We start from the raw sequence: 26,645 nt of genomic DNA on the forward strand, positions 1-26,645 counted from the left end.
TTGGAAACTTTTTTTGTTTTTAAAGTTTCCAAGGTACATTTGCCCCCTATGAAAACGCAAATCCTGGATACCGCCACCGAACTTTTCCTGAACCTCGGGTTCAAGAGCGTCACCATGGACGATCTTTCGGAACACATGGGGATTTCCAAGAAAACCATCTACGCGCATTTCAAGAACAAGACCGACCTGGTAGACCAGTGCACCATGGGGCTGTTCCATAAGATATCGCACGGGATTGACTGCATTTGCGACCTGGGCAAAAACCCGATCGAGGAGCTGTACGAGATCAAGAAATTCGCCATGCTCCACCTGAAAAACGAAAAGACTTCCCCCCAATACCAGCTCCGGAAATACTACCCGGCCATCTTCCAGCGCCTGCAGCAAAAGCAATTCGATGTGATGCAGCAATGCGTGGTGCGCAACATCCGCCGGGGAATGGAAATGGGCATTTACCGGGCCAACCTGAATGTGGATTTTGTGGCGCGGATATATTTCACCGGCGTTACCAGCCTGAAAGACGAAACCCTGTTCCCCAAAAACCTGTTATCCCAGACCGAACTCATGGACATGTACCTGGAATACCACCTGCGGGGCATTGTAACACCCAAGGGAAGAAACGTACTTAATAACATCATCAACTCAAACTGCGAATAATGCGAAATTACATCGCCTTCCTGCTGGCCCTGACGGCCACCCTGGGGTACGGTCAGGAGCCACCTGCCCAATTCAGCCTGAAGGAAGCCGTCCAGTATGCCCTGGACCACAACACCAATGCGCTGAACGCCACCCGCGACCTGGAGGATGCCCAAAAGCAAAAATGGGAAACCATTGCCACCGGGCTGCCGCAGATCAGCGGCCTGGTTACCTATCAGGACCAGCTGAAGCAGCCCCTGTTCCTGCTGCCCGGGGAACTTTCCGGCGGGGATCCCGGCACCTTTACCCCGGTTACCTTTGGCCCGCCCCAGACTACGGCGGCCACGGCCACCCTGCGCCAGAAAATCTTTGACGGCTCCTACATTGTAGGGGTACAGGCTACCCAAACCTTCCTGAAATACAGCCAAAACACCAAGGAGAAAACGGACCAGCAGGTGCGCCAATCCGTGGTAGAGGCCTACGGGAATGCCCTGCTGGCCCGCGAAAGCGTGGCCATTTTGGAGAAAAACATCGAAACGGTGGCCACCAACCTCTTCGAAACCCGGAAACTCTTCGAGAACGGCCTGGCCGAAGAGGAGCAGGTGGAACAGCTGCAGATCACCCACTCCGGCCTGGAAAACCAACTCAAAAACAACCAACGCCTGGCCGAAATCACCTTACAGATGCTAAATGTGTTGATGGGGCTCCCGCTGCAGCACCCCACCGAACTCACCCAGGACCTGGACGACCTGGCCCAACAGGAAACCCAGCTGGCCCTGCTGGAATCTCCTTTTCAACTGGAAAACAATGTGGATTTCAAACTGGTCCAAAACCTGAACCAACAACGGGAACTGGAATTAAAACTGGCCAAAAGCCGGGCCCTTCCCACCCTGAATGCTTTTATCAATTACGGCAAAACGGCCACCAGCAGCCCCTTTCAATTTTTCGATAGCGAGACCTTCTCCTACGAAACTTCCGTCCTGGGCTTTGACCTGAACATCCCCATATTCAGTTCGCTGGGCCGCAGTGCCAGTACCCAAAGGGCCCGCATCGCCCTGGACAAGGCCAAATCCCAGCTCAGGGAAACCGAGAAGCAACTGCAACTGCAACTCGAAAAAGCCCGGACGGACTACCGCCTGGCCATCGAAACCTACCAAACCAGCAAAGCGAACCTGGGGCTGGCCGAGCGCATTGAAAACAAAAACCAGATCAAATACGGGGAAGGCCTGGCCTCCAGCTTTGAATTGCGGCAGGCACAAACCCAGTTATACGCCGCCCAGCAGGAATACCTGCAGGCCATGGTAAACGTGATCAACCGCAAAACGGCCCTGGAGAATATCCTGAACCCGGAATAAGACCATGCAACCCATCCAAAGCCCTTTTACTGAAAACCATCATTCCATCATGAAACGAACTGCAATTTTAATTTCCCTTTCCCTGTCCATCCTGCTGGCTTCCTGCGGGGGCCAGGGGGAGCAATCCCTGGATACCCTGCTGGCCAGCGGAAACCTGGACGCCATCAAGGCCCGGAAAAAAGAACTGGTAGCCCAGCAGAACAGCCTTTCCGAAACCATTGCCCAACTGGATTCCGCAATTGAAGCCCGGGGGGAGAAATCCAATGTACCCCTGGTGAGTACGCATCAGGTGAGCCCGTCGGTCTTCCGGCACTTCCTGGACCTGCAGGGCGACGTACAGACCCGCCAGAACGTCCTGCTCTATCCGGAAATGCCCGGTACCCTGGAGCGGGTGCTGGTCAAGGAGGGGGACCGCGTACGCAAAGGACAGGTCCTGGCCCGCATTGACGATGGGGGCCTGAGCAGCCAGTTGGAGCAATTGCGCACCCAGGCAGCCCTGGCCAAGACCACTTTTGAGCGACAGCAAAGACTCTGGGAGCAGCAAATCGGGTCCGAGATTCAGTACCTGCAGGCCAAAACCCAATACGAAGCCGGGGTAAGCGCCGTGCGCCAGGCAGAGGCCCAGCTGGCCAAGGCGAGCATCCGCGCCACCTTTAACGGCATAGTGGACGAAGTCCTGCTGGAAGAAGGCAGCACGGTAAACCCTGCAGCGGGCATGGCCGTTTTCCGCCTGGTTAACCTGTCGGACATGTACGTGGAGGTAGACGTTCCGGAACGCTTCCTCTCCAGCGTACAGGTAGGTAAGGATGTACAGATCTACCTCCCTGTACTGGGCGACACCATCCGGACCCAAATTCGGCAAACCGGTAACTTCATCAACCCCGCCAACCGCTCTTTCCGTGCAGAAATCCCCGTACCCAACCCCGATGGGCGGGTTAAGCCCAACCTGACCGCCAAAGTTCGCATTAACGACTATACCAAAGAAGGTGCCCTGGTAATCCCCCCGTCGGTAATTTCTGAAAATGCCGAAGGGGAACAATATGTATACCTGGCCACCGGGGCCGCGGAAGGCGGCCTGGCAACCGCCGTGAAGCGGGTGGTGGAAACCGGCCTGGTTCAGGGGAACCAGGTGGAGGTTTTGAACGGGATCGACGCCGGCGAAGTGTTAATTATTGAAGGGGCACGTCGCGTGCGCGACGGGCAGCAAATCCAAATCCTGCAGTAGGTATGAGCAAGCAGCAACGCAACGCGAGCAAGGAATTCCGGCCCTCTTCCTGGGCCATTGACAACCCTTCGGTAATCTATGTGATGATAGCCATCTTCTTTGTGGTGGGGATCAGCTCGTACTTCGGGATGCCCAGGGAAGATTTTCCCGAGGTTCAGGAAACCAAGATCTATGTAAGTACCCCATACCCCGGAAACACCGCCGAGGACATCGAGCGCCTGATCACGGACCCCCTGGAGGACCGACTGAAAAACGTGAGTAACATCGTTGACCTGACCTCGACTTCCCAGGAAGACTATTCCATGATTGTAGTGGAGTTTGACGAGAACATTAGCGTGCAGGATGCCAAGCTGAAGGTGCAGGACGAGGTGGATGCCGAAAAAGCCAGCGAGGACTGGCCCATCTTCAATGGGGCCAAGGTAGAGCCCAATGTCTTTGACCTGGTACTCTCCGAGTCCTTCCCTATCATGAATGTGAACCTGACCGGGGATTATCCGGTGGACCAGCTTAAGGCTTTTGGCGAAATGCTGGAAGACGAGATTGAAGACCTGGACGAAATTAAGGAGGTGGACATCCGGGGGGCGCAGGACAAGGAGGTGGAAGTAGCCGTGGACATCTACAAAATGATGGCCGCCAAGGTGAACTTCGACGACGTGCTGGGGGCCATTGCCAACGGCAACATGACCATGTCTGCCGGGAACCTGAAATCCGGGGGGCAGCGGCGCACCGTGCGTATCCTGGGCGAAATCGAAAACCCGGCCCAGCTGGACGATTTTGTGGTGAAGTCGGAAAATGGGAATGCCGTTTACCTGAAAGACATCGCCCAGGTGCACTTCCGCGAAGAGGACAAAACCACCTTCGCCCGAGAAAAAGGGGAGAGCGTGGTGATGCTGGACATCAAGAAACGCTCCGGAAAAAACGCCATAACTGCGGCCGACAAGATCCGGGAGATCGTTGCAAATGCCAAGGACACTTATCTGCCGCCGGACCTGAACGTAACTATTGCGAATGACTCTTCCAGCCGGACCCTGAACCAGGTAGACGACCTGGTGAACAACATCATCTTCGGGATCCTGCTGGTGGTTACCGTACTCATGTTTTTCCTCGGGTTCCGCAATGCCCTGTTTGTGGGCTTTGCGATCCCCATGTCCATGTTTATGTCCTTTATGATCCTCTCGGCCCTGGGGTATACCCTGAACACCATGATCCTCTTTGGCCTGGTGATGGGCCTGGGGATGCTGGTAGACAACGGGGTGGTGGTGGTAGAAAACGTGTACCGCCTGATGGATGAGGAAGGTATGTCTCGCATTGAAGCCGCCAAAAAAGGGATAGGCGAAATTGCTATCCCTATTATCATTTCCACAGCCACCACCGTGGCCGCCTTTGTGCCCCTGGGGATGTGGCCGGGCATTATGGGGGATTTTATGAAGTTCTTCCCCATTACCCTTTCCGTGGTCCTGGGCTCGTCCCTCTTTGTCGCCATCTTTATGAACTCCATGCTGGTATCCAGCTTTATGGAAACCGGGCAGAAGGAACTCAGCCGCAAACAGCTGGTGCGGGTAACCCTGATCCTGGTGCCCCTTGGCATGCTGATCTTTGTGCTTGCAGGCCCCATCCGCGGGCTGGGCAGCCTTTTGGTGGTAACCGCCGGTATGTTCTGGCTGTACAAATACGCCATCAAGAAATCCGCCAACCGCTTCCAGGATAAAACCCTGAAGAAGCTGGAGAATTTTTACGAAAACCAGCTCCAAAGGGCCCTGCGCGGAAAAAATGTTTACTGGTATTCCGGAGCCATGTTCCTGCTGTTGCTGCTGGCCTTTATCGGCTTTGGCCTTTCCCTTGGCAGCCAGCGCACCAAGGTGGAATTCTTCCCGGACAATACCCCTAACGAGATTTACGTCTATATCGAATACCCGCAGGGGACCGCTATTGAAAAGACCAACGCCCTTACCAAGGAAATCGAGAAGCGGGTTTACGCCATTACAGACGGGGATGAATACATGAAAGGCGAGGTAAACCTGCTGGTGGAGTCCACGGTTTCACAGGTGGGCCGCGGGGCCGAAAACCCTTTTACGGATGGGGGCTCTGCCGCCGAAATGCCCAACCGCGGGAAGATCACCCTCTCCATGCGGGAGTTCAAATACCGCAACGGTAAGGATACGGAGGTGCTTCGCGGAAAAATCTCCGAAGCCCTGGCCGGGATTTACCCCGGGGTGGAAATCTCCGTCGAAAAAGATCCGGTAGGCCCGCCGGCCGGATACCCCATCAATATAGAACTGGAAGGGCAGAATTACGACACCCTGATCCAGGTAGCCGAGCGGATGCGCACCTTTATCAATGCCCAGGGGATTGAGGGCATTGAGGAACTCAAAATAGATGTCAATAAAAGCAAGCCCTCCATGGAGGTGGTGGTAGACCGGGAGAAAGCCGGAGAACTGGGTGTTTCCGTGGGGCAGGTAGGTATGCAGCTGCGCCGCTCCCTCTTCGGGGACAAGGCCGGCATCTATAAAGAGGACGGGGAAGACTACGACATCAACGTCCGGTTTAACGAAGACCTGCGCTATAATACCAGCGCCCTGTTTAACCAGAATATTATCTTCCGGGATCCCTCCAACGGGCAGATCAAGGAAATCCCGGTTTCGGCCGTGGCCCGGCAACGCAACACCTCCGGCTTTAGCGCGGTGAAACACCAGGACGCCAAACGGGTGGTGACCGTGTACTCCGGGCTAAAGCCCGGCTTTACCGACGCGGGGGCCATTGTGGCCGAGATCCAGGATGCCATGAAGGATTTTTATGGGATGCCTGCCGGGGTAAAGGTGGACTACACCGGGCAGATCGAGGAGCAGAACAAGCAGATGCAGTTCCTGGTGGGCGCCTTCTTCAGCGGCCTGGGACTGATCATGTTACTGCTGGTCTTCCAGTTTGGAGGCATCTCCAAACCCACCATTATCATGACGGCGATCTTCCTGAGTTTTATCGGGGTCTTTGGCGGGCTGATTATCACCGGCTGGTCCTTTGTGATTATGATGACCATGATGGGGATTATTTCCCTGGCAGGGATTGTGGTGAACAACGGGGTGGTGCTGCTGGATTACACCCAGATCCTGATAGACCGCCGCAAGGTGGCCCTGGGCCTTGGCGACCGCGACCTGCTGCCACTCCCTGAAGTAACCGAAGCCATTGTAAAAGGCGGGCGGGCCAGGCTGCGGCCGGTACTGCTCACCGCCATTACCACGGTCTTGGGGCTGATCCCGCTGGCCATAGGCCTGAACATCGATTTCTTTGGCCTCTTTGCCCGCTTTAACCCGGATATTTACATGGGGGGGGATAACGTGGTCTTCTGGGGGCCACTGGCCTGGACGGTAATTTTCGGGCTGATTGTGGCCACCTTCCTGACCCTGATCATCGTGCCGGTACTCTTTAACATTACCTACCGCATTAAGCTGGGGCTGCGCAAGCGCCGGGGGCAAACGGCAGGAGAGGAACGGAGCCTTGGGCAGGCCGCCTGAGGCACAAGTCCGTTACCGGATATCATAGCGGCGGGAAGTTTAGAAAACCCTTGTAAGCTTCCCGCTTTCTAATGTACCTTTGCAGGCATAAAACGCTAACAGCATGTACCGATCGCATACCTGTGGGGAATTGAACGAATCGCATATCGGCCAGCAGGTCCGCCTGGCGGGCTGGGTCCAGAAAGTGCGGGACAAAGGATTTGTGGTATGGATCGATTTGCGCGACCGCTACGGGATTACCCAGCTGGTATTTGACCAGGAGCGCAGCGCCCAAGGCCTGCTAGAACAGGCCCGCAACGCCGGGCGAGAATTTGTGCTGCAGGTAGAAGGGGAAGTGATTGAACGGGCTTCGAAGAACCCCAAAATGCCCACCGGCGCCATTGAGGTACTGGTACGGGAATTCCGGGTCCTGAACCCTGCCCAGACTCCGCCTTTCACCATAGAGGACGATACAGACGGAGGGGAAGAACTCCGCATGAAATACCGCTACCTGGACATTCGCCGCAACCCGGTAAAAGAGAAGCTTATTTTCCGTTCCCGCGTGGCCATGGAGGTGCGCAATTACCTGTCCGGACAGGGTTTTATTGAAGTGGAAACCCCTTACCTGATCAAATCCACCCCGGAAGGCGCCCGGGATTTTGTGGTCCCCAGCCGTTTGCACGAAGGGCAATTCTACGCCCTGCCCCAATCCCCCCAGACCTTTAAGCAGTTGCTCATGGTTGGGGGCATGGACAAATACTTCCAGATCGTAAAATGCTTCCGGGACGAGGACCTTCGGGCAGACCGGCAGCCGGAATTCACCCAGATCGATTGCGAGATGGCCTTTGTGGAACAGGAAGACATCCTCTCCACCTTTGAAGGCCTGACCCGCCACCTGATCCAGGCCATCCACGGGGTAGACACCGGAAATTTTCCCCGCATGACTTACGACGATGCCATTCGCCGCTATGGGTCGGACAAGCCGGATATCCGTTTCGGAATGGAATTCGGGGAGCTCAATGCCGTGGCCCAGCACCGGGATTTTAACGTCTTCAACCAGGCCGAACTGGTGGTGGCGATTGCCGTTCCGGGTGCTGCAGCCTACACCCGTAAAGAGATCGATGCCCTGGTAGAGTGGGTGAAACGCCCCCAGGTGGGCGCCATGGGCATGGTATATGTAAAGTGCCTGGAAGACGGCAGCTACAAGTCTTCCGTAGACAAATTCTACACCCAGGAAGACCTGCAGCAATGGGCCGAAGCCACAGGTGCGCAACCGGGCGACCTTATCTGCGTCCTTTCCGGGGATGCGGGCCCCACCCGCACGCGCCTGAGTATGCTGCGTATGGAGATGGCCCACCGCCTGGGCCTGCGGAACCCGAAAGAATTCGCACCCCTATGGGTAGTGGATTTCCCCTTACTGGAATTCGACGAAGAAAGCGGCCGCTACCACGCCATGCACCACCCCTTTACGGCCCCCAAACCCGGGCAATTGCACCTGCTGGATACCGACCCGGCAGCCGTGCGCGCCAACGCCTACGACCTGGTTTTGAACGGGAATGAAATCGGCGGGGGATCCATCCGGATCCACGACAAGGAAACCCAGGCCGTAATGTTCAAACACCTGGGCTTCACGGCAGAACAGGCGCGGGCCCAATTTGGCTTCCTGATGGACGCCTTCCAGTTTGGCGCCCCGCCCCACGGGGGGATTGCCTTTGGCCTGGACCGGCTGGTGGCTATCCTGGGCGGGCAGGAATCCATCCGGGATTACATCGCCTTCCCGAAAAACAACAGCGGCAGGGATGTGATGATAGATGCCCCTTCGCCCATAGACGGGGAACAACTGGAGGAGCTCCATTTGGAGATCCGCCCCGGGCAGGCGTAACAGCCCCCCTGCAGGCCGGGCAATTTTTGTATTTTTAAGCGAATCCGAGCCAAAATGGGAAACCAACCCAACAACCTGCTTACCCGGTTCCTGAAATGGCGGTATAAGCACATTTCCCACAAGACCTTCACCCACCTGGTGAGTGTGGCCCTGGGTTTTTTGGCGGGCCTGGTTTCGGTTACCCTGAAGAACAGCACCTACCTGATTGAGTCTACCCTGGAACACGGGGTGCTCTTCCTGAGCACAGAGCTGTATTTCATCCTGCCCATTGTAGGCCTTACCCTGGTATTCCTCTATGTAAAATACATCCATAAGGAACGGCTGGAACACGCCGTGTCTTCCATTCTGTACGCCCTTTCCCGGAAAAAAGGCATTATCACCGCCAAGAAAATCCTCACCCCGCTGATCACGGCCCCTTTAACGGTAGGTTTCGGGGGATCCGTAGGATTGCTGGGGCCTGCAGTCGCTTCGGGGGCCGCCCTGAGTTCCAACGTCTCCCGCCTGCTGCACATCAGTTCCAAAGAACGCTCCCTGCTCATAGCCTGCGCCTCGGCCGGCGCGATTGCCTCGGTCTTCCAGGCCCCCATTGCCGCCATCATCTTTGCGGTGGAAGTCTTTAGCCTGGACCTCACCATGATTTCCATGCTGCCGCTCTTGCTGGCTTCCATTTCCGGGGTGCTTACCTCCTATTTTTTCCTGGGGGATGAATCCCTGTTCACCTTCGACCTGCAGGACAGCTTTGAGGTGCGGGACAGCTTCTATTACATCCTGCTGGGTATGGGTACGGCCATGGCCTCCATATATTTCTCCAAGATCTACTTCACCATCATGCGGTGGTTTAAACCCCTGCGCAGCCCCAAATACAGGCTGCTGGTAGGTGGGCTGGCCATCGGGGTGATGCTCTATTTTATCCCCCCGCTCTACGGGGAAGGCTTTGGATTTATCAACAACCTGCTGGACGGCAACCACCTGAAAGCCCTGGGGGTGACCCCTTTTGACGCCTATACCGGCAATATATGGGTGGTGATCGGGTTGCTCTTCGGGATTACCCTCTTTAAAGCAGTGGCCATGACCACCACTTTTGCGGCCGGGGGTGCCGGGGGGATATTTATCCCCACCATGGTGATGGGCAGCGCCCTGGGGAATGTGATGGCCAAGGTCCTCAACAACCTGGGGCTGGGCATTTCGGTGAGCGAATCCAACTTTACTCTGGTGGGGATGGCCGGGCTTATTGCCGGAGTGATACATGCCCCCCTCACAGCCATCTTCCTGATTGCGGAAATTACGGGCGGTTACGACCTGTTTGTACCCCTGATGATCACGGCGGCCATGTCCTACCTCATTACCCGCAGCACCATGGAGCACACCATCTATACCAAGGAACTGGCCCGTATCGGGGCCCTGCTTACCCACAACAAAGACCAGACGGTGCTCACCCTTATGGAATTAGACGAAGTAATCGAAACCGAATTCAAAACCGTGCACAAGGATATGACCCTGGGCCAGATGCTGCACCAGTCCGTGGCCAAATCGCCCCGGAATATCTTTCCCGTGGTAGACGGGGAAGGAAAGCTGCAGGGTATTGTGCTGTTGGACGACATCCGCGAGTTTATGTTCGACACGGAACTCTACGACAAACTGCAGGTCTCCACCTTTATGCAAAACCCCCCGGAACAGATTTTCTACGAACAGGATAATATGAAAAAGGTAATGCGGAAATTCCAGGACAGCGGTGCCTGGAACCTGCCAGTGATCCGGGAAGGGAAATACATCGGCTTTGTTTCCAAATCCAAGCTCCTAACCGCCTACCGCAGGAAGTTGATTACCTTTACCCCCTGAAGATGAAAAAGCCATCCCGCTATATCGTAGCCGCCATAGTCCTGGCCTCCCTGGGAGCCATCGCCTATGGATTTTCCCTGATGGACACGCGGGAGACCCTGGCTAACCAATATATCGGTTTTGGGGTAGTTGGGCTGTTTTTACTGGCCATGCCGCTGTTTCTGATTACCGAAAGCCGGGGCAAGCAGTTAAAGGATTATATGCTTACGGATGAGAACATTCGAAAAATGCGGGAGCGAAAGGAAAATACCCCTGAAAATCAATAATTTCTGAAATTTATTTCTGCTTTTCAAAGGACGATTCCATTTTTGCCCTAACTTCGCAGCATAATTGCTTATTTATTTTTTTAATGACTGGTACTGTTAAATTTTTCAACGAATCCAAAGGTTACGGCTTCATCACTAACGACGCCACCGGAAAGGACACCTTTGTACACGCAACCGCCCTGGGTGGTCTGCAACTGAACCAAGGAGACAAAGTAGAATACGAAGAGACCGAAGGTCGCAAAGGCATGGTTGCCGCCAACGTGCAGGTAATCGGATAACGATATTTTATTTTGAGCGTTTGAAACGCCGCCCCTCCCGGGCGGCGTTTTTTTTAGTTGAGGTTTCGCTTTTCAATAAAAAAGCGCTTAAGTAAATCGGAGGCCTCAGGCTCCATTACCCCGCCCGAAATCTGGGTTTTGGGGTGGAGCTTTCCGCCAAAGGCGGTAAAGCCGCGCTGGGGATCGTATGCCCCGAAGACCACCCGGGCCACCTGGCTCCAGTACAGGGCCCCGGCACACATCTGGCAGGGCTCCAGGGTTACATAAAGGGTGCACTGGGAAAGGTATTTGCCTCCCAGGAAATTGGAGGCGGCGGTAATGGCCTGCATCTCTGCGTGGGCAGTCACGTCCCGGAGTTGTTCAGTGAGGTTGTGGGCCCGGGCTATGATCCGGTCCTGCACAGCCACCACGGCCCCCACGGGTACTTCCCCTTTTTCGAAGGCCAATTCGGCTTCCTGCAGGGCCTTCTGCATAAAAAAGCGATCGTCCAGTACAAATTCCATGGGGTTAAAAATACAACATCCGGCATATACCAGAGCCGTCCCGGCATCGGCCAATTTACACTACCTTTACCGGGCCTATGGAGCTGTTGCCGCATATCGATACCCCGGCCGATCTCAGGAAACTGCCCGAAAGCGACCTGCCGCGCCTGGCCGAAGAGTTGCGGGCGTTCATCATAGATGTCCTTTCGGTAAAAGCGGGCCACCTGGGCGCGAGCCTGGGCGTGGTAGAGCTTACCCTGGCCCTGCATTACTGCTATAATACCCCTGAAGACCGCCTGATCTGGGATGTAGGCCACCAGGCCTACGGGCATAAAATCCTGACGGGACGGCGGGATGCCTTTCACACCCAGCGCCAATGGGGCGGGCTCTCCGGTTTCCCGAAACGGGAAGAAAGCCCGTACGATGCCTTTGGCACCGGGCATTCCTCCACCTCCCTTTCCGCCTTGCTTGGGATGGCCCTGGCAGGCCGCTTGCAGGGGGAAGCCCGAAAACACATTGCCGTAATCGGAGATGCCTCCATTGCCAGCGGGATGGCCTTTGAAGCCCTGAACCATGCCGGGGAAGCGGGGGCAGACCTGCTGGTGGTGCTTAACGACAACGGGATCGGGATAGACCCGAGTACAGGTGCGCTAAAGGCCTTCCTGGCCCGGGCCCGTTCCGGCAACCGCACCCAGGGCAACCTGTTTAGGGACCTCAACTTTGCCTACCACGGCCCGGTGGATGGCCATGACCTGCCGGCCCTGCTGGAGGCCCTGGGACGCATGCAGGCCCTGGACGGGCCCAAACTCTTGCATGTGGTCACCACCAAAGGCAAAGGCCTGAAGCGGGCGGAGGAAGACCAGGTCATTTACCATGCGCCCGGGCCTTTTGACAAACGTACCGGAGACCTGATCCGGTCCCGGAAAAACCCCGGGCAGGGCCCGAAATACCAGGATGTCTTTGGGCATACCCTGGTAGAATTGGCCCGGCAAAACCCCAGGCTGGTAGGGATTACCCCGGCCATGCCTACGGGGAGTTCCCTGAAGTATATGATGGAGGCGTTCCCTGAGCGTGCCTTTGATGTAGGCATTGCCGAACAGCATGCAGTTACCCTGGCCGCCGGGATGGCGGCCGAAGGCATGGTGCCCTTTTGCGCCATATATTCTACCTTCCTGCAGCGCGGTTACGACCAGCTGATCCACGATGTGGCCTTGCAGGGTTTACCAGTGGTGTTCTGTGTGGACCGGGCCGGGCTGGTTGGCCAGGACGGCCCCACCCACCACGGGATTTTCGACATCGCCTTTTTACGCTGCATCCCCAACCTGATCCTGATGTCGCCCATGAGCAACCGGGAGCTGCGGCATATGCTATACACCGCCCAACTCGAGCTTCCCGGGCCAGTGGTCATCCGGTATCCCAGGGGGTACAGCCAGAATGCGGATTGGGAAGTGCCCTTTGAAAAGATCCTGATCGGAAAGGCACGAAATTTGCAGCAGGGGGATACCGTAGCCGTTTTGAGCCTGGGGCCCCTGGGGCAGCGGATAGCCGACCTGTTACCCGAAACCCGGCGCCCCGAAGCCTTCGGGCACTTCGACATGCGCTTTGTGAAGCCCCTGGACCGGGAGGCACTGCAGGAAATCTGCGTAGGCTACCGGGTGGTGGTAACTGTGGAAGATGGTTGCCGCACGGGCGGCTTTGGCAGCGCGGTCCTGGAGGCCCTGAGCGATATGGGGTACACGGGAAAGGTGGTCCGCCTGGGCGTGGAAGACCAGTTCCCTCCACACGGCACTGTAGACGAACTCTACCAGCAACAGGGGCTGGACAACCCGTCCCTGCTGCGCATCCTAAACCAATTGACCGATGACGAAACTTAAGCGATCGTTATGGCCCCTTTTTGTGTTTGCCCTTGGCCTTGCTACCCCGGCCCTGGGGCAGGACAGCATTCCCACTACGGAAGCGGACAGTATCCCGATGGCCACCGTAGTGATCCGGGACATCCAATACCCCATCCGGATTGTGCCCCGGGGGGTAACCCTAAGGGTCCCGAGGATCTCCTTTAATGCTACCAAACCCCTGACCAAACCTTTTAAACGCTTTAAAATTCCCTCCTTCTGGGACCGGACCAACGAGCTGGACCTGCAGTTTAGCGAAGTGGCCTTTGTAAACTGGAATGCCGGGGGGGATAATGCCATTTCGGCCAACGGCCGGGTGTACTTTGGCCGGAATTATAAATTCGGGAATTTCCAGTGGGACAACGACCTGGAACTCCGCTTTGGATGGAATGCCCAGGAAGGCCGGAAATGGCGTAAAACAGACGACGCCATCCGGCTGAGCAGCACCATCGGATACCGGCGCGACACCCTAAGCCATTGGTTTTATTCGGTGAAGCTGAACTTCAACACCCAGTTTGCGGACGGGTTTAAATACCCGGATCGCAGCCAGCCCATTTCCCGGTTTATGGCCCCTGGTTATATGTTCTTTGGGGCAGGTACCTCCTATATCATAGAGGAAAAGAAGTTTAACCTCTACCTGTCCCCCATCACGTTCAAAGGTACCTTTGTGACCGACCAGGCCCTGGCAGACCGGGGGGCGTTCGGGGTGGAAAAAGCCGTGCTGGATGCCAATGGCAATGTGCTGGAACCCGGGAAAAACCTCTTTGCGGAAATGGGGTTTCTGCTTACCCACAAATGGGAACACCCCCTGGCGCGCAACATTACCATGAACCATAACCTGACACTGTTTTCGGACTACCTGCGCGTGATCTGGCATGTGGATGTGGACTGGCAGATGAAATTCAACTTTAAGGTGAATGAATATGTGAGTGCCAACCTCCTCGCCCACCTGATTTACGACAACGACATCCTGTTTGACCGGGTAGTGGACCCGGACGGGACAGTGATCAATCCCGGTTCTCCCAAAACCCAGTTCAGGCAACAGCTGGGGATAGGAATAAACTATAAGTTTTAGGTTTTTTCCTTTTTCTTAGGTGGTGAAATTCGATGCGACGCGGCGCAGCCGCGTCGCTTTTCTCCTCTTTCTTTTGCGGGTCAAATGCTTTGCCTTCGCTTCGGAATGGTTTTGCTCCGCGACTGCGTCGCGGTAGGATCATTCTTTTATGACCGGACATTATTAGCTCCGCGGCTGCGCCGCCTCGCTTTTACTCCTCTTTCTTTTGCTGGTCCAAATGCGAAGCATTCATGAACTCCGATAAAAGCAAATGAACTAGAGCGTGAATAAAAGAAAGAGGGAAAGAAAAGGACCTTTTTCGAAGAATTGGAGGCGATTTTTGCTTGCGCAAAACCACGGCTGGCGCTGGTCGCTCCATGCTTTCCATTTGCTTCGCAAATCGCAATTCCGCTAGCGCCACCGCTATCGCTGGCAATTCTTCGGGATCAGTCTAGTAAATGACTTTATTCCAGGCTCACCCCCCTTGCTCAGAGCTGTTTCCCCGTAATCTTATTGTGCATATGCACAGCAGAGCCATCGGAAAGGGAGGCCACAAAGGAGGCGGCAGTAAGCAGGCATTCATAAACCGTATGGCAGGGTTGGTCCACCAGAGCCGGGGGCAGCATCCGGAGCACCATCTGGTCGTAGGCAGAGGCCTTGTCCCTCAGGCGCCCGACCAGCGCCTGGGCCACCACCTCTAAGATGTCCGAGAGGATCCGGTACCCGGCTACTTCTTTTTCGATCACTTCCTGGGAACGGTAAATCCGCTCCACGCTTACATCCAGGATATCGCGTACCTGGGCCTGGAAGCGGCTCCGATCCAGCAGGGCAACCGGCATCTCGCCGGCCAGGATGGCTTCTTCCTCTTCCATGAATACCCGTACGGCATCCTGTACCAGGGTCCCGATGGCAATGGCCCGCAAATATCCCAGGCGGTCGCTCATGCTTTTTATCCCCCTGTATTTTTTGGTATCGATCCGGTCCTGTACCAGTTTGATGAGGAACTCCAGGGCGTAGTCTTCCGGGATCAGCCCCAGGTTAATACCGTCCTCAAAATCGATAATGGTATAACAGATATCGTCCGCAGCCTCCACCAGGTAGGTCAGGGGGTGGCGACAAAAGCCGGAACCCCCGGAGAGGCCAGCGGGCAGCAGGCCCAGGTCCTCGGCTACTTCCGAAAAGGCGTCCTTGTCCGCCTGGAAGAAGCCGTATTTTTTAACGGCTATATGCCTGGAAGGTTTATGCGGCAGGGATTCCTTGGGATACTTCATAAAGGCCCCCAGGGTAGCATAGCTCAGGCGCAACCCGCCGGGCACCCCTTCCCGGGGTGCGGTCAGCAGCCGGAAACCGTGGGCATTCCCTTCAAAGCGCAACAGGTCTTCAAACTCCTTTTCCGTCACCTCGTCCCGGTAGGCCTGCCCCGCCCCATGGCTAAAAAAGGTGCCTATGGCCTTTTCCCCGCTATGCCCAAAAGGGGGGTTCCCGATATCATGCGCCAGGGCGGCGGCGGCTACAATGGCCCCGAAATCATTAAACCGGTACCCATGGGTTTGTTCCAGGTAGGGGTGTTTCTTAAGTACTGCCGCCCCGGCCAGCCGGCCCAGGCTGCGCCCAACTACGGATACTTCCAGGCTGTGGGTCAGGCGGGTATGGACAAAGTCGGTTTTGGAAAGGGGAATCACCTGGGTTTTATCCTGCAGGCTCCGGAAATAGGGAGAGAAGATAATCCGGTCGTAATCCACTTCAAACCCCAGGCGGGCTTCGTCCTGTTCCTCGCGTAACCTTTTATGCGTATCCCCTTGTCTTTTAAGGGATAACAGCTGTTCCCATTGCATCATATCCTGTAGAAAAACCGCAAGATACCACTTTTTTCAGGGCCTGTGGGCAGGGCATTTCCTACTCCTTAACATTGGCTTAATCTGTTAACCTTGGCCTAACAAAAACGCAATAAAGGTTTAATCCCAAGCTAACCCAGGACTTACACCCACTGGCGTTCTTTGCGGCAAAATTCAATTCTTAGCATTAGCAATGAAACAACTCATACTCGTTCTCGCATTATTCCTTGGCCTTGCAGCCAGTGCCCAGCAAACGGGCAGCGTGGTGGGCAAACTCATCGACCGGGAAATGAACGACGAACCCCTTCCTTTTGCCAACGTCCTGATCAAAGGCACCACCAAGGGGACTACTTCCGACTTTGACGGCTTATATGAAATAGGCGGGCTGGAGCCCGGCACCTATACCGTGGTGTTCAGCTTCCTGGGATACGAGACCGTGGAAATCCCGGATGTGGTGATTGAAGCCGGGAAAGTAACCGAACTGAACGTACCCATGGCGGCCAACGAAGGCGTGGCCCTGGACGAAGTAGTAGTAACCACCTCTGCCGCCCGGGATTCCGAGGTGGCCCTGCTGATCCAGCAGAAAAAAGCCCTGGTGATCCAGGAGGCCATCAGTGCAGAGGCCCTGGCCCTGAAGGGCATTGACGATGCCGCTGCTGCGGTATCCCAGATTGCCGGGATCTCCAAGCAACAGGGGTCTAACGACGTCTACGTACGCGGCCTGGGAGACCGCTACCAGAACACTACCATGAACGGGTTGTCCCTCCCCTCGAACGATGTCAATAAAAAGAACATCGACCTGAACCTCTTTTCTTCCGGCATTATTGAAAATGTGGCCGTAAGCAAGGCCTATGCCGCAGCGTTCTACGCGGACTTCGCGGCCGGGAATGTAAATATCGACTCCCGGGAATACACCGGGGACGGCTTCTGGAAGGTATCCCTGGGCAGCGGGCTGAACACCAACGCCTCCGGCCTGAATTTTATGCGTTCCGAAGGGCCCAGCAATTACGGGTTCTACAACCGCTACGATAACGACCCCTTTGCCGTAGTCCTCTCCCACGGGGTGGACCCGCAAAATGCCTGGGACCCCATCAACCTGAACGGTTCCGCCGAACTGGGCGAATCCTGGCTGATCGGGGAAGAATCCCGCCTGAGCCTGTTTGCCTCGGCCAGCTTCGACAGCGGATACACCTATCGCGAAGGCCCGGCCCGGGACTTTACCAACGTATTGAAGGTAGATTTCCCGGAGGTGAACGAATACGAGTATGCCACCAACACCACGGCCATGGCCAACCTCACCTTCCGCATTAACCCCTATCACAAGCTCAGCTACAGCTCCCTGTTTATCAACAGTGCCGCAGATGCCGTGGGCTATTACGGGGTGAACGGACAGGGGACCAACCGGGATGCCATCCTGGATACGGACCAGGGCTTCTACGTAATGAACGTACAGTTTAACCAGGACATGATCTTCGTGAACCAGCTGAACGGCCAGCACAACTTCAACGAGGCCTGGACCTTCGACTGGGGCGTGGGCTTCAACAAGGTTCTTTCGGACGAACCGGACCGGAAGCGGATTACTCTGGAGAACTACCAGCTGGCGCTGGACAACGACCCGGCCACCAATCCGGTATTCTACACCAACATCCCCTTCGACAACCAGCGTTTCTTCCAGAGCATTGACGAAAGCGAACTAAACAGCTATATGAACCTGGGCTACAAGGCCTCCGAAAAACTGACCCTTGGGTTTGGGTACAACGGCCGCCGCAAGGAACGCCGGTTCAACAGCATCCGCTACGGGTATGAAATCCAGGACCGGGACGGCAGCCCCGTTACCGACGTGAACAACCTGAACAGCATCTTTGCGGTGGAGAATATCGACATCCCCGACGGCAGCGGCCTCTGGGACCTGCTGGTGCTGAACCCCATCAGCAACGAAATCGGGAACCGCAACCGCCCTGGGCTTCCCGAGAACACCTATAAAGGAAACCTGAACGTGCACGCCGGGTTTGTGACCGCCCAGTGGACCCCCAGCGAAAAGTGGCTGGTGGTACCGGGTATCCGCCTGGAATCCTATTCCCAGGAGGTGGTATACGACGTAATCAACATCCGCCCGGACGACCCCGGACAGCGGAGCGTATACGAAAACATTTTTGCCCCCTCCCTGAACGTACGGTTTGCGCTTAATGAGGATACCAACCTGCGCTTCGCCTTCAGTAAAACGGCTTCCTTCCCTGAATTCAAGGAAGTGGCGCCCTTTGTTTACGAATCCGTAACCCAGCGCGTAGGGGGGAACCCAGACCTACTGGGCGGGCTGGATGGCAATGCCGCTACCTATTCCGACGTCTACAACTTTGACCTGAAATACGAGTGGTTCTTTAACCGGGGGGAGCTGTTCTCCCTAACCGGCTTTGCCAAGACCATCATGGACCCGGTAAACCGGGTGGTGGCTGCAGATGCTACAGGAACCCAGCGCTATTTCCGCACCGGCGAAAAGGCCGAAGTGTATGGGGTAGAGCTGGAATTCCGCAAGAACCTGCTTACCGATGCGGACGATGCCCCCCTGCTCTCCATGGGCCTGAATGCCGCGTACACCCACACCCGGCAGGACCTTCGGGACATTCCCGCCGGGCAGGCCAATACCTTTGGCACCTCCTTTGACCGGGAATCCGATAAGCTGGAAGGCGCCTCCCCCTTTATCATCAACACCGACCTGAGCTACAGCCCGGTGTTCGGGGAATATAAGCCCAAAGCCACCCTGGCGTTCTCTTATTTTTCCGACCGCATCTTTTCCCTGGGGGCGGGAAGCCTGGGCAACATTGTAGAGCGGGCCGTGCCCACGCTGGATTTTGTATGGCAGAATGCCATAGGGGAACACCTGCAACTGAATTTCAATGCCAAAAACCTCCTGAATCCGGATGTATCCTTTGTTCGCGAAGGGACCGGAATCGGGGATGTAACCATACGCGAATATACTCTGGGGCTGAACCTGGGGATGTCCGTAACCTACAAATTTTAAACCCTTTAAACCGCATCTTATGAAAAAGTCCATCCTAATGCTCGGAATCGCAACCACCCTGTTGGTTGCCTGCGAGGCCGACGATACGGCAGAAATTATCATTAACGACAACAGCGTTACCAACAACAATTCCGGGGGTGACGGCTCCGGGAATGACGTGGTTAACCTCAGTGGGGTGTATACCCAGAACCTGGTACTGGACGCCAACACCGAATACGTGGTAACCGGGCCCGTTCTGATGGCCAGCGGCACCACCCTGACCATCCCGGCCGGGATGACCATCAAGGCGCAACCCGTAGGCGTGAACGCCTATATCGCCATCCAGCAGGGGGCCCAAATCAATGCCGTGGGTACGGCTTCCCAACCCATTGTCCTGACCTCCAATGCCGGCACTCCCGGCTCCGGGGACTGGGGCGGACTGGTGATGTGCGGGCGCGCACCCATCAACTCTACAGCAGACGGCTCCGAAGACACCGCTACCTCCGAAGTAGGCGGCCTGTCTTACGGCGGTAACAGCGACACCGATAATTCCGGGTTCCTGCAATACGTGCGGATTGAATACGCTGGCGGGGCCATTGACGGGAATGCGGAGCTGAACGGCCTCTCCCTGTACGCCGTAGGTAGCGGCACCACCATAGACCACATCCAGATCTACGAAGGCTCAGACGATGGAGTGGAATTCTTCGGGGGTACCGTTAACGTTAGCCAGATTGCCGTAGTGAACTGCGAGGACGATTCCATTGACTGGACCGAAGGCTTCAAAGGCAGCCTCACCGATGTATACGTACAACACGGTGCCAGCCATGACAAAGCTTTTGAGTGCGATGGCTACAACACCGACTTCAGCAACGAAGGCGGGTACTTCTCTGCCCCGAATGTGACCAATGTAACGGTGGTAGGCGCTAACGACGCCAGCGAGGCCATCCGCCTGCGGGCCGGCACCCAGGGAATCTTCACCAACATTGTGCTGAACGACTTTGACGAAGGTTTTGACCTGGACGGCGACACCGGTAGCAACCCCACCGGGCAAGGCGTACTGGACGACCTGCTGCAGGTCATTAACGTGACCTTCAACAACGTAACCACCAAGCTGAAAAACGACACCGGCTATACCTTTACCGAAGCGGATTTTATTTCCGGCGACGGCAACGGTACCGGCACGGATGTGTCTGCCTGGGGTTCCGGCTGGACCGTGGGAATCAACTAAATTTCGCGGAGGACAAAAAAGAAAGGGCCGTACTGTTTAGTACGGCCCTTTTTTATTTTAGGATGTTGAAGCTTAATCCTGTAAGGCCAGCCGGCTTGTGGATTTCCACTCCTGTACGGAGGCCACTGCATTAGACTGATAATCCACTTCGCGAAGCAGATCGTCTTCCCAGAAGAACCATTTTCCCTGGCGTTTTCCTTCCACATAAGTACCCATGGCCACCTTGCGGCCATCTTCTGCATAACTCACCCAATTGCCGTGTAACTTACCATCCAGGGTAAATGTGCCTTGCTGGCTCATTTTTCCGCTTTCGTAGTAGTACGTAGCTTCGATCAGGTTTTCATCTTCCAACAAACGCACCTGGCGTTCCTGTTGGGAAAGCACGGTGGCGGGCAGGGCGAACATCAGGGCAACAATCAAAAACTTCATCTCTTTCGCGTTTAAAACCTAAAGATAGGGGGTTTTAACCATTTTTCAACTTTTACGTAACATTAAATTTACATTAAAAACGCAACTATTTGATTATTAGTATTTGTCCTACCGGGTTTCACCTCAAAAGTTTATGTTTACTTAAACTTGGCGTTACGCACGGATTAACTTCGAATTTGTTATTTGTAGCGTGTTTAAACACAACCCGAGGATTCATCACAAGTTTAGTTTTGTCACTGTTTTTTGTATGAATACTCCTAACTGCCTCTGGCCAAGGCAGTTTTTTTTTGGGCATTCATGATGTTTTGGTAACTTTTTGTTAATATAGAAGTTGCTTTTTTGCGGTGACAAAACTAAACTGATCTTCTATCATGAATCGCCCTCTTGGGGTGGCGTTGTTTTTTTTACTTCTGGCCTCCCCCACCATCGCACAAGAATCGAATGCGCCTGCCTTCGGAAAAGGTTTGTTTAACCTGGTAGGTAAAGACAGCAGCTGGACCATGAAAATTGGTGCCCGCATGCAATTCCTGACCCTTAACGAGTGGACCGAAAACAACGGCAGCGGATTTGCCGACCCGTCCAGCAACTTCCTGATCCGCCGTTCCCGCCTGAAGTTTGACGGGTATGCCCTGGACCCTAAGTTTGAGTACAAAATCGAATTGGGTTTATCCAACCGGGATATGTCCGGCGCCTCTCCCTTTACCCGAAACAGCCCGCGATTTATTATGGACGCGGTAGTTAAATGGAATTTCCATGGCAATTTTGTGCTCTGGGCAGGCCAGACCAAACTACCTGGGAACATCGAGCGGGTAATTTCCTCCGGAAACCTGCAGCTGGTAGACCGCTCCCTGCTGAACAGCCGGTTTAATATAGACCGGGATATCGGATTCCAGCTTCGCCACCACCACTACCTGTCCGGAAAATTCTTAGTCCGGGAAATCGTAGCCTTCTCTCAAGGGGAGGGGCGGAATGTAACGGAAGGAAACCTGGGAGGCCATCAATATACGGCTCGCCTGGAAGTATTGCCTATGGGTGCTTTCACCAAGAAAGGAGAATATTCCGGAGCCGACCTGGACCGGGAAACCGAACCCAAGCTGTTCCTTGCAGCCACCTACGACTATAACGACGACGCCGTGCGGACCCGGAGCAACCTGGGCAGCTATATGTTTACCACCGACGGACTTTACGAAACGCCTATCCAAACGGTTTTTGTGGACGCCATGTTCAAATACCGGGGCTTTTCGGTTATGGGGGAATACGCATCCCGATCTGCAGACGACCCCCTTGCCCGCAATTCCGATGGCACCCTCACCGGGGACATTGTGGAAGTGGGAAAGGCCATAAACCTGCAAAGCGGTTATCTTTTTAAATCAAATTGGGAAGTAGCGGGTCGCTATACGCACCTGAACCTGGACGCTGTAACCGGCAGGGGGAACCAAACGCAATACACCTTAGGGCTTTCCAGATATATTGTTGGGCACAAGCTGAAAGTACAGACGGATTTTAGCTACCTTGACTTCGCCGGAAATGCGAATGAACTTATGTGGAGACTGCAGATGGATCTCCATTTTTAATGGTCTAAAAAATAACTATTTGGTAACACCTTCCAGCGGGAATGGAAGGATATTTGAAGCACAATTTAAGCCAGCAATATGGACAACATTTATCTCTTGATGATCATTGCCCTTGCAGCCCTCGCCATTGCGGATTTGGTGGTTGGGGTCAGCAATGATGCCGTAAACTTTCTGAATTCGGCCATCGGATCCAAAGCCATTTCCTTCCGCACCATCATGATTGTGGCGAGCCTTGGTATTGCCATGGGAGCTATTTTTTCCAGCGGGATGATGGAGGTTGCCCGGAAAGGGATTTTTAACCCCGGGGAATTCTATTTTAATGAAATCATGTTCATTTTTATGGCCGTGATGATCACGGACATCCTCCTTCTGGATTTCTTCAACACCCTGGGGATGCCGACTTCCACCACGGTTTCCATTGTGTTTGAACTGCTAGGGGCGGCAGTGGCCATGTCCATGATCAAAATTGCCGCGGATGGCGGTTCTTTTGGCGACGTGCTGAACTACATCAACACCACCAAAGCCACCGAAATTATTCTGGGTATCCTGTTATCCGTGGTGGTGTCATTCTCCATAGGGGCAATCGTCCAATGGATTTCCCGTTTGCTGCTCTCCTATAATTTTGAGAAGAAGGCACAGTGGGTGGCTGCACTGTTTGGCGGGGTTGCCCTTAGTGCGATTACCTACTTCATTTTCATGAAAGGGATCAAGGGGACTCCCTATGCCGGGCAGACCTTCGATATCATTGGCGGGATGACCATTTCGAAATTCCTGGAGGACCAGGTGTTTCTCATTATCCTGGTGAGCGTGGTCTTCTGGTCTGCGCTTTCCTACCTGCTTACCGCACTGGCCAAGGTAAATATCTATAAGCTGATCATTGCCGTGGGCACCTTTGCCCTGGCCCTGGCCTTTGCAGGAAACGACCTGGTCAACTTTATCGGGGTGCCGATTGCTGCTTACCAGTCATACGAAGCCTGGGTGGCTTCCGGTGTGGACGCCTCTGCTTTTAGCATGAATGTGCTTGCCACCAAAGTTCCCACCCCTACTGTTTTCCTTTTCATTTCCGGTTTGGTGATGGTCGTTACCTTATGGCTTTCAAAGAAGGCGCGTTATGTGGCTGACACCGAAATCAACCTGGCGCGCGAGGGCGAAGCCCGGGAACGGTTCGAACCCAACTACGTTTCCCGCATACTGGTGCGTTTCTCCATGATGGCGAATACCTACACGCGCACGGTGATTCCCGCCAGTGTACAGGCCAAAATCGAAAAGCGCTTTGAAAAACCCGTAATCAAACTCCACAAAGGAAAGGTACATGAACTGCCGGCCTTTGATATGGTTCGGGCCGCGGTAAACCTTATGGTTGCCGGGATCCTGATCTCCATTGCCACCTCCTACAAACTCCCGCTTTCCACTACCTACGTAACCTTTATGGTGGCCATGGGTACCTCCCTGGCCGATAAGGCCTGGGGCAGTGAAAGTGCGGTCTATCGTGTGGCAGGGGTTCTCAATGTGATTGGCGGTTGGTTTATGACGGCGCTTATCGCTTTTGTAGCTGCCGGGCTTATCCTTACCGTGATCAGCTTTGGAAAAGGTACTGCGATTGGCATTCTGTTGTTTGCCGCCATCCTGCTGCTGGCGCGGAACTATATCTCCCATCGCAAGAAAAGCATTGAAATCAAATCCGGCGAGAGCCTGCAACGGGCAGAAAGCAGCCATCTTAAGGGGGTAATCCAGGAAAGCGCGCACAACATTTCCAATGTCCTGAAACGCAGCAACAAGATTTACACCAATTCCATCAACGGCCTGGCCAAACAGGATCTGGACCTGCTCAAGAAAAATAAGAAGCAAGGCGCCAAACTGCTGGCCGAAATTGATGAGCTGCGCAACAGTATTTTCTACTTTATCAAGAACCTGGATGAAGCCAGTGTGGGCGCCAGTAATTTCTATATCAATATCCTGGGGTACCTTCAGGATATGGCACAATCCCTGGAGTATATCGGCAAGGTGAGCCATTCTCACGTGAATAATAACCACAAAAAGCTGAAGTACAACCAGGTGAAGGAACTGAAGGAAATTGACGAGCGGCTGGAACAAATCCTCTTGCTGGCCGAAAATTCCTTCGACCATGCCAAATTTGAGCAAATTGCCTCCATCGTAGCTCAGAAGCAGGAGCTCTACGACCTGGTGACCCAGAAAATTGACAAACAGGTGGCACGCACCCGGACGGAAGAATCCAGTCCGAAAAACACCACCCTGTATTTCTCCCTCCTACTGGAAACCAAAGATTTTGTAACAGCAACCATGAACCTGCTGGAGCAATATCAGGAAGCCTATCAGGGGAATATCGGGCAGGAAGTTACCGAGAACTAATTCTACGGTTACCCCCCATAAAAAAAGAAACCCGCAGCATCGAGCTGCGGGTTTTTTTATTTGCTTCCTAGTAGGTGCTTACCTCGGATACAACACCTGGGCCACCCCGATCAGGTTCTGGATCATGTCGTTTACATTATCATCGTCATTCACCAGGGAAGACGCCATTTCCGGGGTAATTTTCCGGTTGCGGATCAGGGCATCGATCTTCAGGTTCCCCTGCTCGATATTGCGGCGGGCTTCTTCTGCCAGTCGCTCCAGGCGGGCGTCGTAGGTGGCATTGGTCTGGGAAGAATAATCGTAGATGCTGCGCAGCACCTTGACCACCTTCTTCCGGTATCCATCGTATTGGGCGGCCATTTCGGCCGGCTCGGCATTCAGGTACAGGGTCACATTGCGGTTGAGCTCCCCGGCATCCCGGATGACCTCCACCATGCGCCGGTTGGCGCGTACCAGGTCCATTATGCGGTGCAGTTGCCCCTTATTCAGGCTTAAGGATTCCTCCGCCCGTACGGCAAAGGCAATGATCTGGCTGTAGATGTGCTTCACCTTCCGGATGTATAGTTCCCGTACGTCCGTACCCAGGTCTTCCCGGGCCCGGCGCACCACTTTCTGGGGCTTGCGGTCTGAAAAGACCTCGGTGCGGTGCAGGTGCAGGGCATGGGTCACAATTTCAAAGAGGGCGTGCTCATAGAGGTATCTGGATTCCTCCTCCAGGGCAGCTATGGCGGTCTGGGGATACTTCAGGGCGCGGTCGTTCAGGAATTTGGGCACGTCGATTTCCTTTTCCTCCGGGGCCCGCTCCGGCACGAGTTTGCGCACCAGCCAGGCCAGGGGGTGCACCAGCCAAACCATGAGCAGGGTATTGCAGACATTGAAGCTGGTATGAAAAAGGGAGATCGCTACGGGAATGGCCCCGGCCTCCAGGTAAGGCGAACCGCTGCCCAGTTTTCCGCTTAACCAGGCCACTGCTTCCAGGAACGGATAGAACACCCCCAGCATCCATACTACCCCTAAGAGGTTAAATATCAGGTGCGCCCTTGCCGTCTGTCGCGCCTGGTAATTCCCCACCAGGGATGCCAGGTTGGCCGTGATGGTAGTTCCGATATTCTCGCCCAGCACCATGGCGGCAGCCAGCTCGTAGGGAATCCACCCCTGGGCCGTCATCACCAGGGTCAGGGCCATGGTGGCACTGGACGACTGCAGCACAATGGTCAGTAGGGTGCCTACCCCCAGGAAGAGGAGCACAGAGCCAAACCCCAGCTCCGTATACCGCTGTAAAAAGGCCAGCAACTCGGGCTGTTGCCCCAGGTCCGGCATGGCCAGTTTCAGGAATTCGAGCCCCAGGAACAACAATCCGAACCCGATCACAAAACTGCCTACCTGTTGCCATTTCCTGCGCTTGGCCAGGGTCAGGCCAAAACCGATCCCAATAACCGGGATGGCCAGGGCGCTCATGCTCACTTCAAAGCCCAACAGGGTAATGAGCCAGGCCGTAATGGTGGTCCCGATATTGGCCCCCATGATTACGCTGATGGCTTCGGTAAGGGATAAAAGGGAGGCATTGGCAAAGCTCACCACCATCAGGGTAGTGGCCGAGGAGGACTGGATCACAGCAGTAATGAGCAACCCTGTGCCGATGCCCTTCAGGCGGTTGGAGGTCATCCCGGCCAGGACCGAACGCATGGCGTTCCCGGCCAGGTGCTGCAGGGCATCGCTCATCACCTTCATCCCGAACAGGAAGAGGCCCAGCGCGCCCAGGAGTTGCATGATATCCGAAAATCCGAATTCCAAAAGCGTGGGGGCAAACGCCCCGG

18 protein-coding genes are annotated in these 26,645 nt (G+C 55.0%); 14 read left to right on the forward strand and 4 right to left on the reverse strand.

Going from position 1 to position 26,645, the window contains the following annotated elements; genetic code table 11:
• Positions 1 to 48: 48 nt before the first annotated feature.
• The 8 genes from OZ410_RS03150 to OZ410_RS03185 all read left to right on the forward strand — a co-directional run bounded on the left by OZ410_RS03150 (position 49) and on the right by OZ410_RS03185 (position 10,966).
• Positions 49 to 654, forward strand: a complete 606-nt coding sequence (locus OZ410_RS03150; protein ID WP_277706460.1) for a TetR/AcrR family transcriptional regulator — start codon at positions 49 to 51, stop codon at positions 652 to 654.
• Positions 654 to 1,988 (forward strand): TolC family protein, encoded by a 1,335-nt coding sequence (locus OZ410_RS03155; protein ID WP_277706461.1) that lies wholly within the window; start codon positions 654 to 656, stop codon positions 1,986 to 1,988. The genes OZ410_RS03150 and OZ410_RS03155 overlap by 1 nt, the downstream gene beginning before the upstream one ends.
• 49 nt (positions 1,989 to 2,037) lie before the next feature.
• Complete coding sequence (locus OZ410_RS03160; RefSeq protein ID WP_277706462.1) at positions 2,038 to 3,213, forward strand: efflux RND transporter periplasmic adaptor subunit; 1,176 nt, start codon at positions 2,038 to 2,040, stop codon at positions 3,211 to 3,213.
• 2 nt (positions 3,214 to 3,215) lie between these two features.
• A complete protein-coding gene (locus OZ410_RS03165; RefSeq protein ID WP_277706463.1) occupies positions 3,216 to 6,722 on the forward strand; it encodes an efflux RND transporter permease subunit in 3,507 nt (1,168 codons plus the stop codon).
• 103 nt (positions 6,723 to 6,825) lie between these two features.
• A complete protein-coding gene (aspS, locus tag OZ410_RS03170; protein WP_277706464.1) occupies positions 6,826 to 8,583 on the forward strand; it encodes an aspartate--tRNA ligase in 1,758 nt (585 codons plus the stop codon).
• Positions 8,584 to 8,637: 54 nt separating this feature from the next.
• Positions 8,638 to 10,422, forward strand: a complete 1,785-nt coding sequence (locus OZ410_RS03175; RefSeq protein ID WP_277706465.1) for a chloride channel protein — start codon at positions 8,638 to 8,640, stop codon at positions 10,420 to 10,422.
• Positions 10,423 to 10,424: 2 nt separating this feature from the next.
• The gene (locus tag OZ410_RS03180; RefSeq protein WP_277706466.1) at positions 10,425 to 10,688 is read left to right on the forward strand and encodes a hypothetical protein; all 264 of its coding nucleotides are present in this window, start codon (positions 10,425 to 10,427) and stop codon (positions 10,686 to 10,688) included.
• 83 nt (positions 10,689 to 10,771) lie between these two features.
• Positions 10,772 to 10,966 carry a cold-shock protein gene (locus OZ410_RS03185; protein ID WP_277706467.1) on the forward strand — a complete coding sequence of 65 codons (195 nt, stop codon included), beginning with the start codon at positions 10,772 to 10,774 and terminating at the stop codon, positions 10,964 to 10,966.
• Between the two features lie 53 nt (positions 10,967 to 11,019).
• Here OZ410_RS03185 and OZ410_RS03190 read toward each other — a convergent pair whose 3' ends face one another.
• Entirely contained in the window at positions 11,020 to 11,469 is a 450-nt protein-coding gene (locus OZ410_RS03190) for a nucleoside deaminase (RefSeq protein ID WP_277706468.1), read from the reverse strand.
• Positions 11,470 to 11,546: 77 nt separating this feature from the next.
• Here OZ410_RS03190 and OZ410_RS03195 point away from each other — a divergent pair, with 77 nt between their 5' ends.
• Positions 11,547 to 13,322, forward strand: coding sequence for a 1-deoxy-D-xylulose-5-phosphate synthase (locus OZ410_RS03195; RefSeq protein WP_277706469.1), 1,776 nt, complete (start codon positions 11,547 to 11,549; stop codon positions 13,320 to 13,322).
• Complete coding sequence (locus OZ410_RS03200; RefSeq protein WP_277706470.1) at positions 13,309 to 14,415, forward strand: DUF3078 domain-containing protein; 1,107 nt, start codon at positions 13,309 to 13,311, stop codon at positions 14,413 to 14,415. Before OZ410_RS03195 ends, OZ410_RS03200 begins: the two co-directional genes overlap by 14 nt.
• A 467-nt stretch (positions 14,416 to 14,882) precedes the next feature.
• Here the strand turns inward: OZ410_RS03200 and dgt are convergent, their stop codons facing one another.
• Complete coding sequence (gene dgt / locus OZ410_RS03205; RefSeq protein ID WP_277707165.1) at positions 14,883 to 16,229, reverse strand: dGTP triphosphohydrolase; 1,347 nt, start codon at positions 16,227 to 16,229, stop codon at positions 14,883 to 14,885.
• Between the two features lie 193 nt (positions 16,230 to 16,422).
• On the opposite strand from dgt, the gene OZ410_RS03210 reads away from it, so the two are divergent.
• Entirely contained in the window at positions 16,423 to 19,248 is a 2,826-nt protein-coding gene (locus OZ410_RS03210; protein WP_277706471.1) for a TonB-dependent receptor, read from the forward strand.
• Positions 19,249 to 19,267: 19 nt separating this feature from the next.
• The gene (locus OZ410_RS03215) at positions 19,268 to 20,455 is read left to right on the forward strand and encodes a multidrug transporter (protein WP_277706472.1); all 1,188 of its coding nucleotides are present in this window, start codon (positions 19,268 to 19,270) and stop codon (positions 20,453 to 20,455) included.
• A gap of 72 nt (positions 20,456 to 20,527) precedes the next feature.
• Here the strand turns inward: OZ410_RS03215 and OZ410_RS03220 are convergent, their stop codons facing one another.
• A complete protein-coding gene (locus tag OZ410_RS03220) occupies positions 20,528 to 20,884 on the reverse strand; it encodes a toxin-antitoxin system YwqK family antitoxin (protein ID WP_277706473.1) in 357 nt (118 codons plus the stop codon).
• Positions 20,885 to 21,255: 371 nt separating this feature from the next.
• Between OZ410_RS03220 and OZ410_RS03225 the strand changes: the two genes are divergently transcribed.
• Together OZ410_RS03225 and OZ410_RS03230 are read left to right on the forward strand one after the other, a co-directional pair.
• Positions 21,256 to 22,458: a porin gene (locus OZ410_RS03225; RefSeq protein ID WP_277706474.1), complete on the forward strand. Its 1,203-nt coding sequence runs from the start codon at positions 21,256 to 21,258 to the stop codon at positions 22,456 to 22,458.
• 78 nt (positions 22,459 to 22,536) lie between these two features.
• Positions 22,537 to 24,828, forward strand: a complete 2,292-nt coding sequence (locus OZ410_RS03230; protein WP_277706475.1) for an inorganic phosphate transporter — start codon at positions 22,537 to 22,539, stop codon at positions 24,826 to 24,828.
• 78 nt (positions 24,829 to 24,906) lie between these two features.
• Here the strand turns inward: OZ410_RS03230 and OZ410_RS03235 are convergent, their stop codons facing one another.
• Positions 24,907 to 26,598: a Na/Pi cotransporter family protein gene (locus OZ410_RS03235; RefSeq protein WP_277706476.1), complete on the reverse strand. Its 1,692-nt coding sequence runs from the start codon at positions 26,596 to 26,598 to the stop codon at positions 24,907 to 24,909.
• Positions 26,599 to 26,645 lie beyond the last annotated feature (47 nt).

Source organism: Robiginitalea aestuariiviva (genome assembly GCF_029537735.1).
GTDB lineage: Bacteria > Bacteroidota > Bacteroidia > Flavobacteriales > Flavobacteriaceae > Robiginitalea > Robiginitalea aestuariiviva.

What these genes read in the sequence shown, in the direction of transcription:
- OZ410_RS03150 (WP_277706460.1), top strand. Translation starts at nt 49, where the DNA reads ATGAAAACGCAAATCCTGGATACCGCCACCGAACTTTTCCTGAACCTC.
- OZ410_RS03155 (WP_277706461.1), top strand. Translation starts at nt 654, where the DNA reads ATGCGAAATTACATCGCCTTCCTGCTGGCCCTGACGGCCACCCTGGGG.
- OZ410_RS03160 (WP_277706462.1), top strand. Translation starts at nt 2,038, where the DNA reads ATGAAACGAACTGCAATTTTAATTTCCCTTTCCCTGTCCATCCTGCTG.
- OZ410_RS03165 (WP_277706463.1), top strand. Translation starts at nt 3,216, where the DNA reads ATGAGCAAGCAGCAACGCAACGCGAGCAAGGAATTCCGGCCCTCTTCC.
- aspS (WP_277706464.1), top strand. Translation starts at nt 6,826, where the DNA reads ATGTACCGATCGCATACCTGTGGGGAATTGAACGAATCGCATATCGGC.
- OZ410_RS03175 (WP_277706465.1), top strand. Translation starts at nt 8,638, where the DNA reads ATGGGAAACCAACCCAACAACCTGCTTACCCGGTTCCTGAAATGGCGG.
- OZ410_RS03180 (WP_277706466.1), top strand. Translation starts at nt 10,425, where the DNA reads ATGAAAAAGCCATCCCGCTATATCGTAGCCGCCATAGTCCTGGCCTCC.
- OZ410_RS03185 (WP_277706467.1), top strand. Translation starts at nt 10,772, where the DNA reads ATGACTGGTACTGTTAAATTTTTCAACGAATCCAAAGGTTACGGCTTC.
- OZ410_RS03190 (WP_277706468.1), bottom strand. Translation starts at nt 11,469, where the DNA reads ATGGAATTTGTACTGGACGATCGCTTTTTTATGCAGAAGGCCCTGCAG.
- OZ410_RS03195 (WP_277706469.1), top strand. Translation starts at nt 11,547, where the DNA reads ATGGAGCTGTTGCCGCATATCGATACCCCGGCCGATCTCAGGAAACTG.
- OZ410_RS03200 (WP_277706470.1), top strand. Translation starts at nt 13,309, where the DNA reads ATGACGAAACTTAAGCGATCGTTATGGCCCCTTTTTGTGTTTGCCCTT.
- dgt (WP_277707165.1), bottom strand. Translation starts at nt 16,229, where the DNA reads ATGCAATGGGAACAGCTGTTATCCCTTAAAAGACAAGGGGATACGCAT.
- OZ410_RS03210 (WP_277706471.1), top strand. Translation starts at nt 16,423, where the DNA reads ATGAAACAACTCATACTCGTTCTCGCATTATTCCTTGGCCTTGCAGCC.
- OZ410_RS03215 (WP_277706472.1), top strand. Translation starts at nt 19,268, where the DNA reads ATGAAAAAGTCCATCCTAATGCTCGGAATCGCAACCACCCTGTTGGTT.
- OZ410_RS03220 (WP_277706473.1), bottom strand. Translation starts at nt 20,884, where the DNA reads ATGAAGTTTTTGATTGTTGCCCTGATGTTCGCCCTGCCCGCCACCGTG.
- OZ410_RS03225 (WP_277706474.1), top strand. Translation starts at nt 21,256, where the DNA reads ATGAATCGCCCTCTTGGGGTGGCGTTGTTTTTTTTACTTCTGGCCTCC.
- OZ410_RS03230 (WP_277706475.1), top strand. Translation starts at nt 22,537, where the DNA reads ATGGACAACATTTATCTCTTGATGATCATTGCCCTTGCAGCCCTCGCC.
- OZ410_RS03235 (WP_277706476.1), bottom strand. Translation starts at nt 26,598, where the DNA reads ATGCAACTCCTGGGCGCGCTGGGCCTCTTCCTGTTCGGGATGAAGGTG.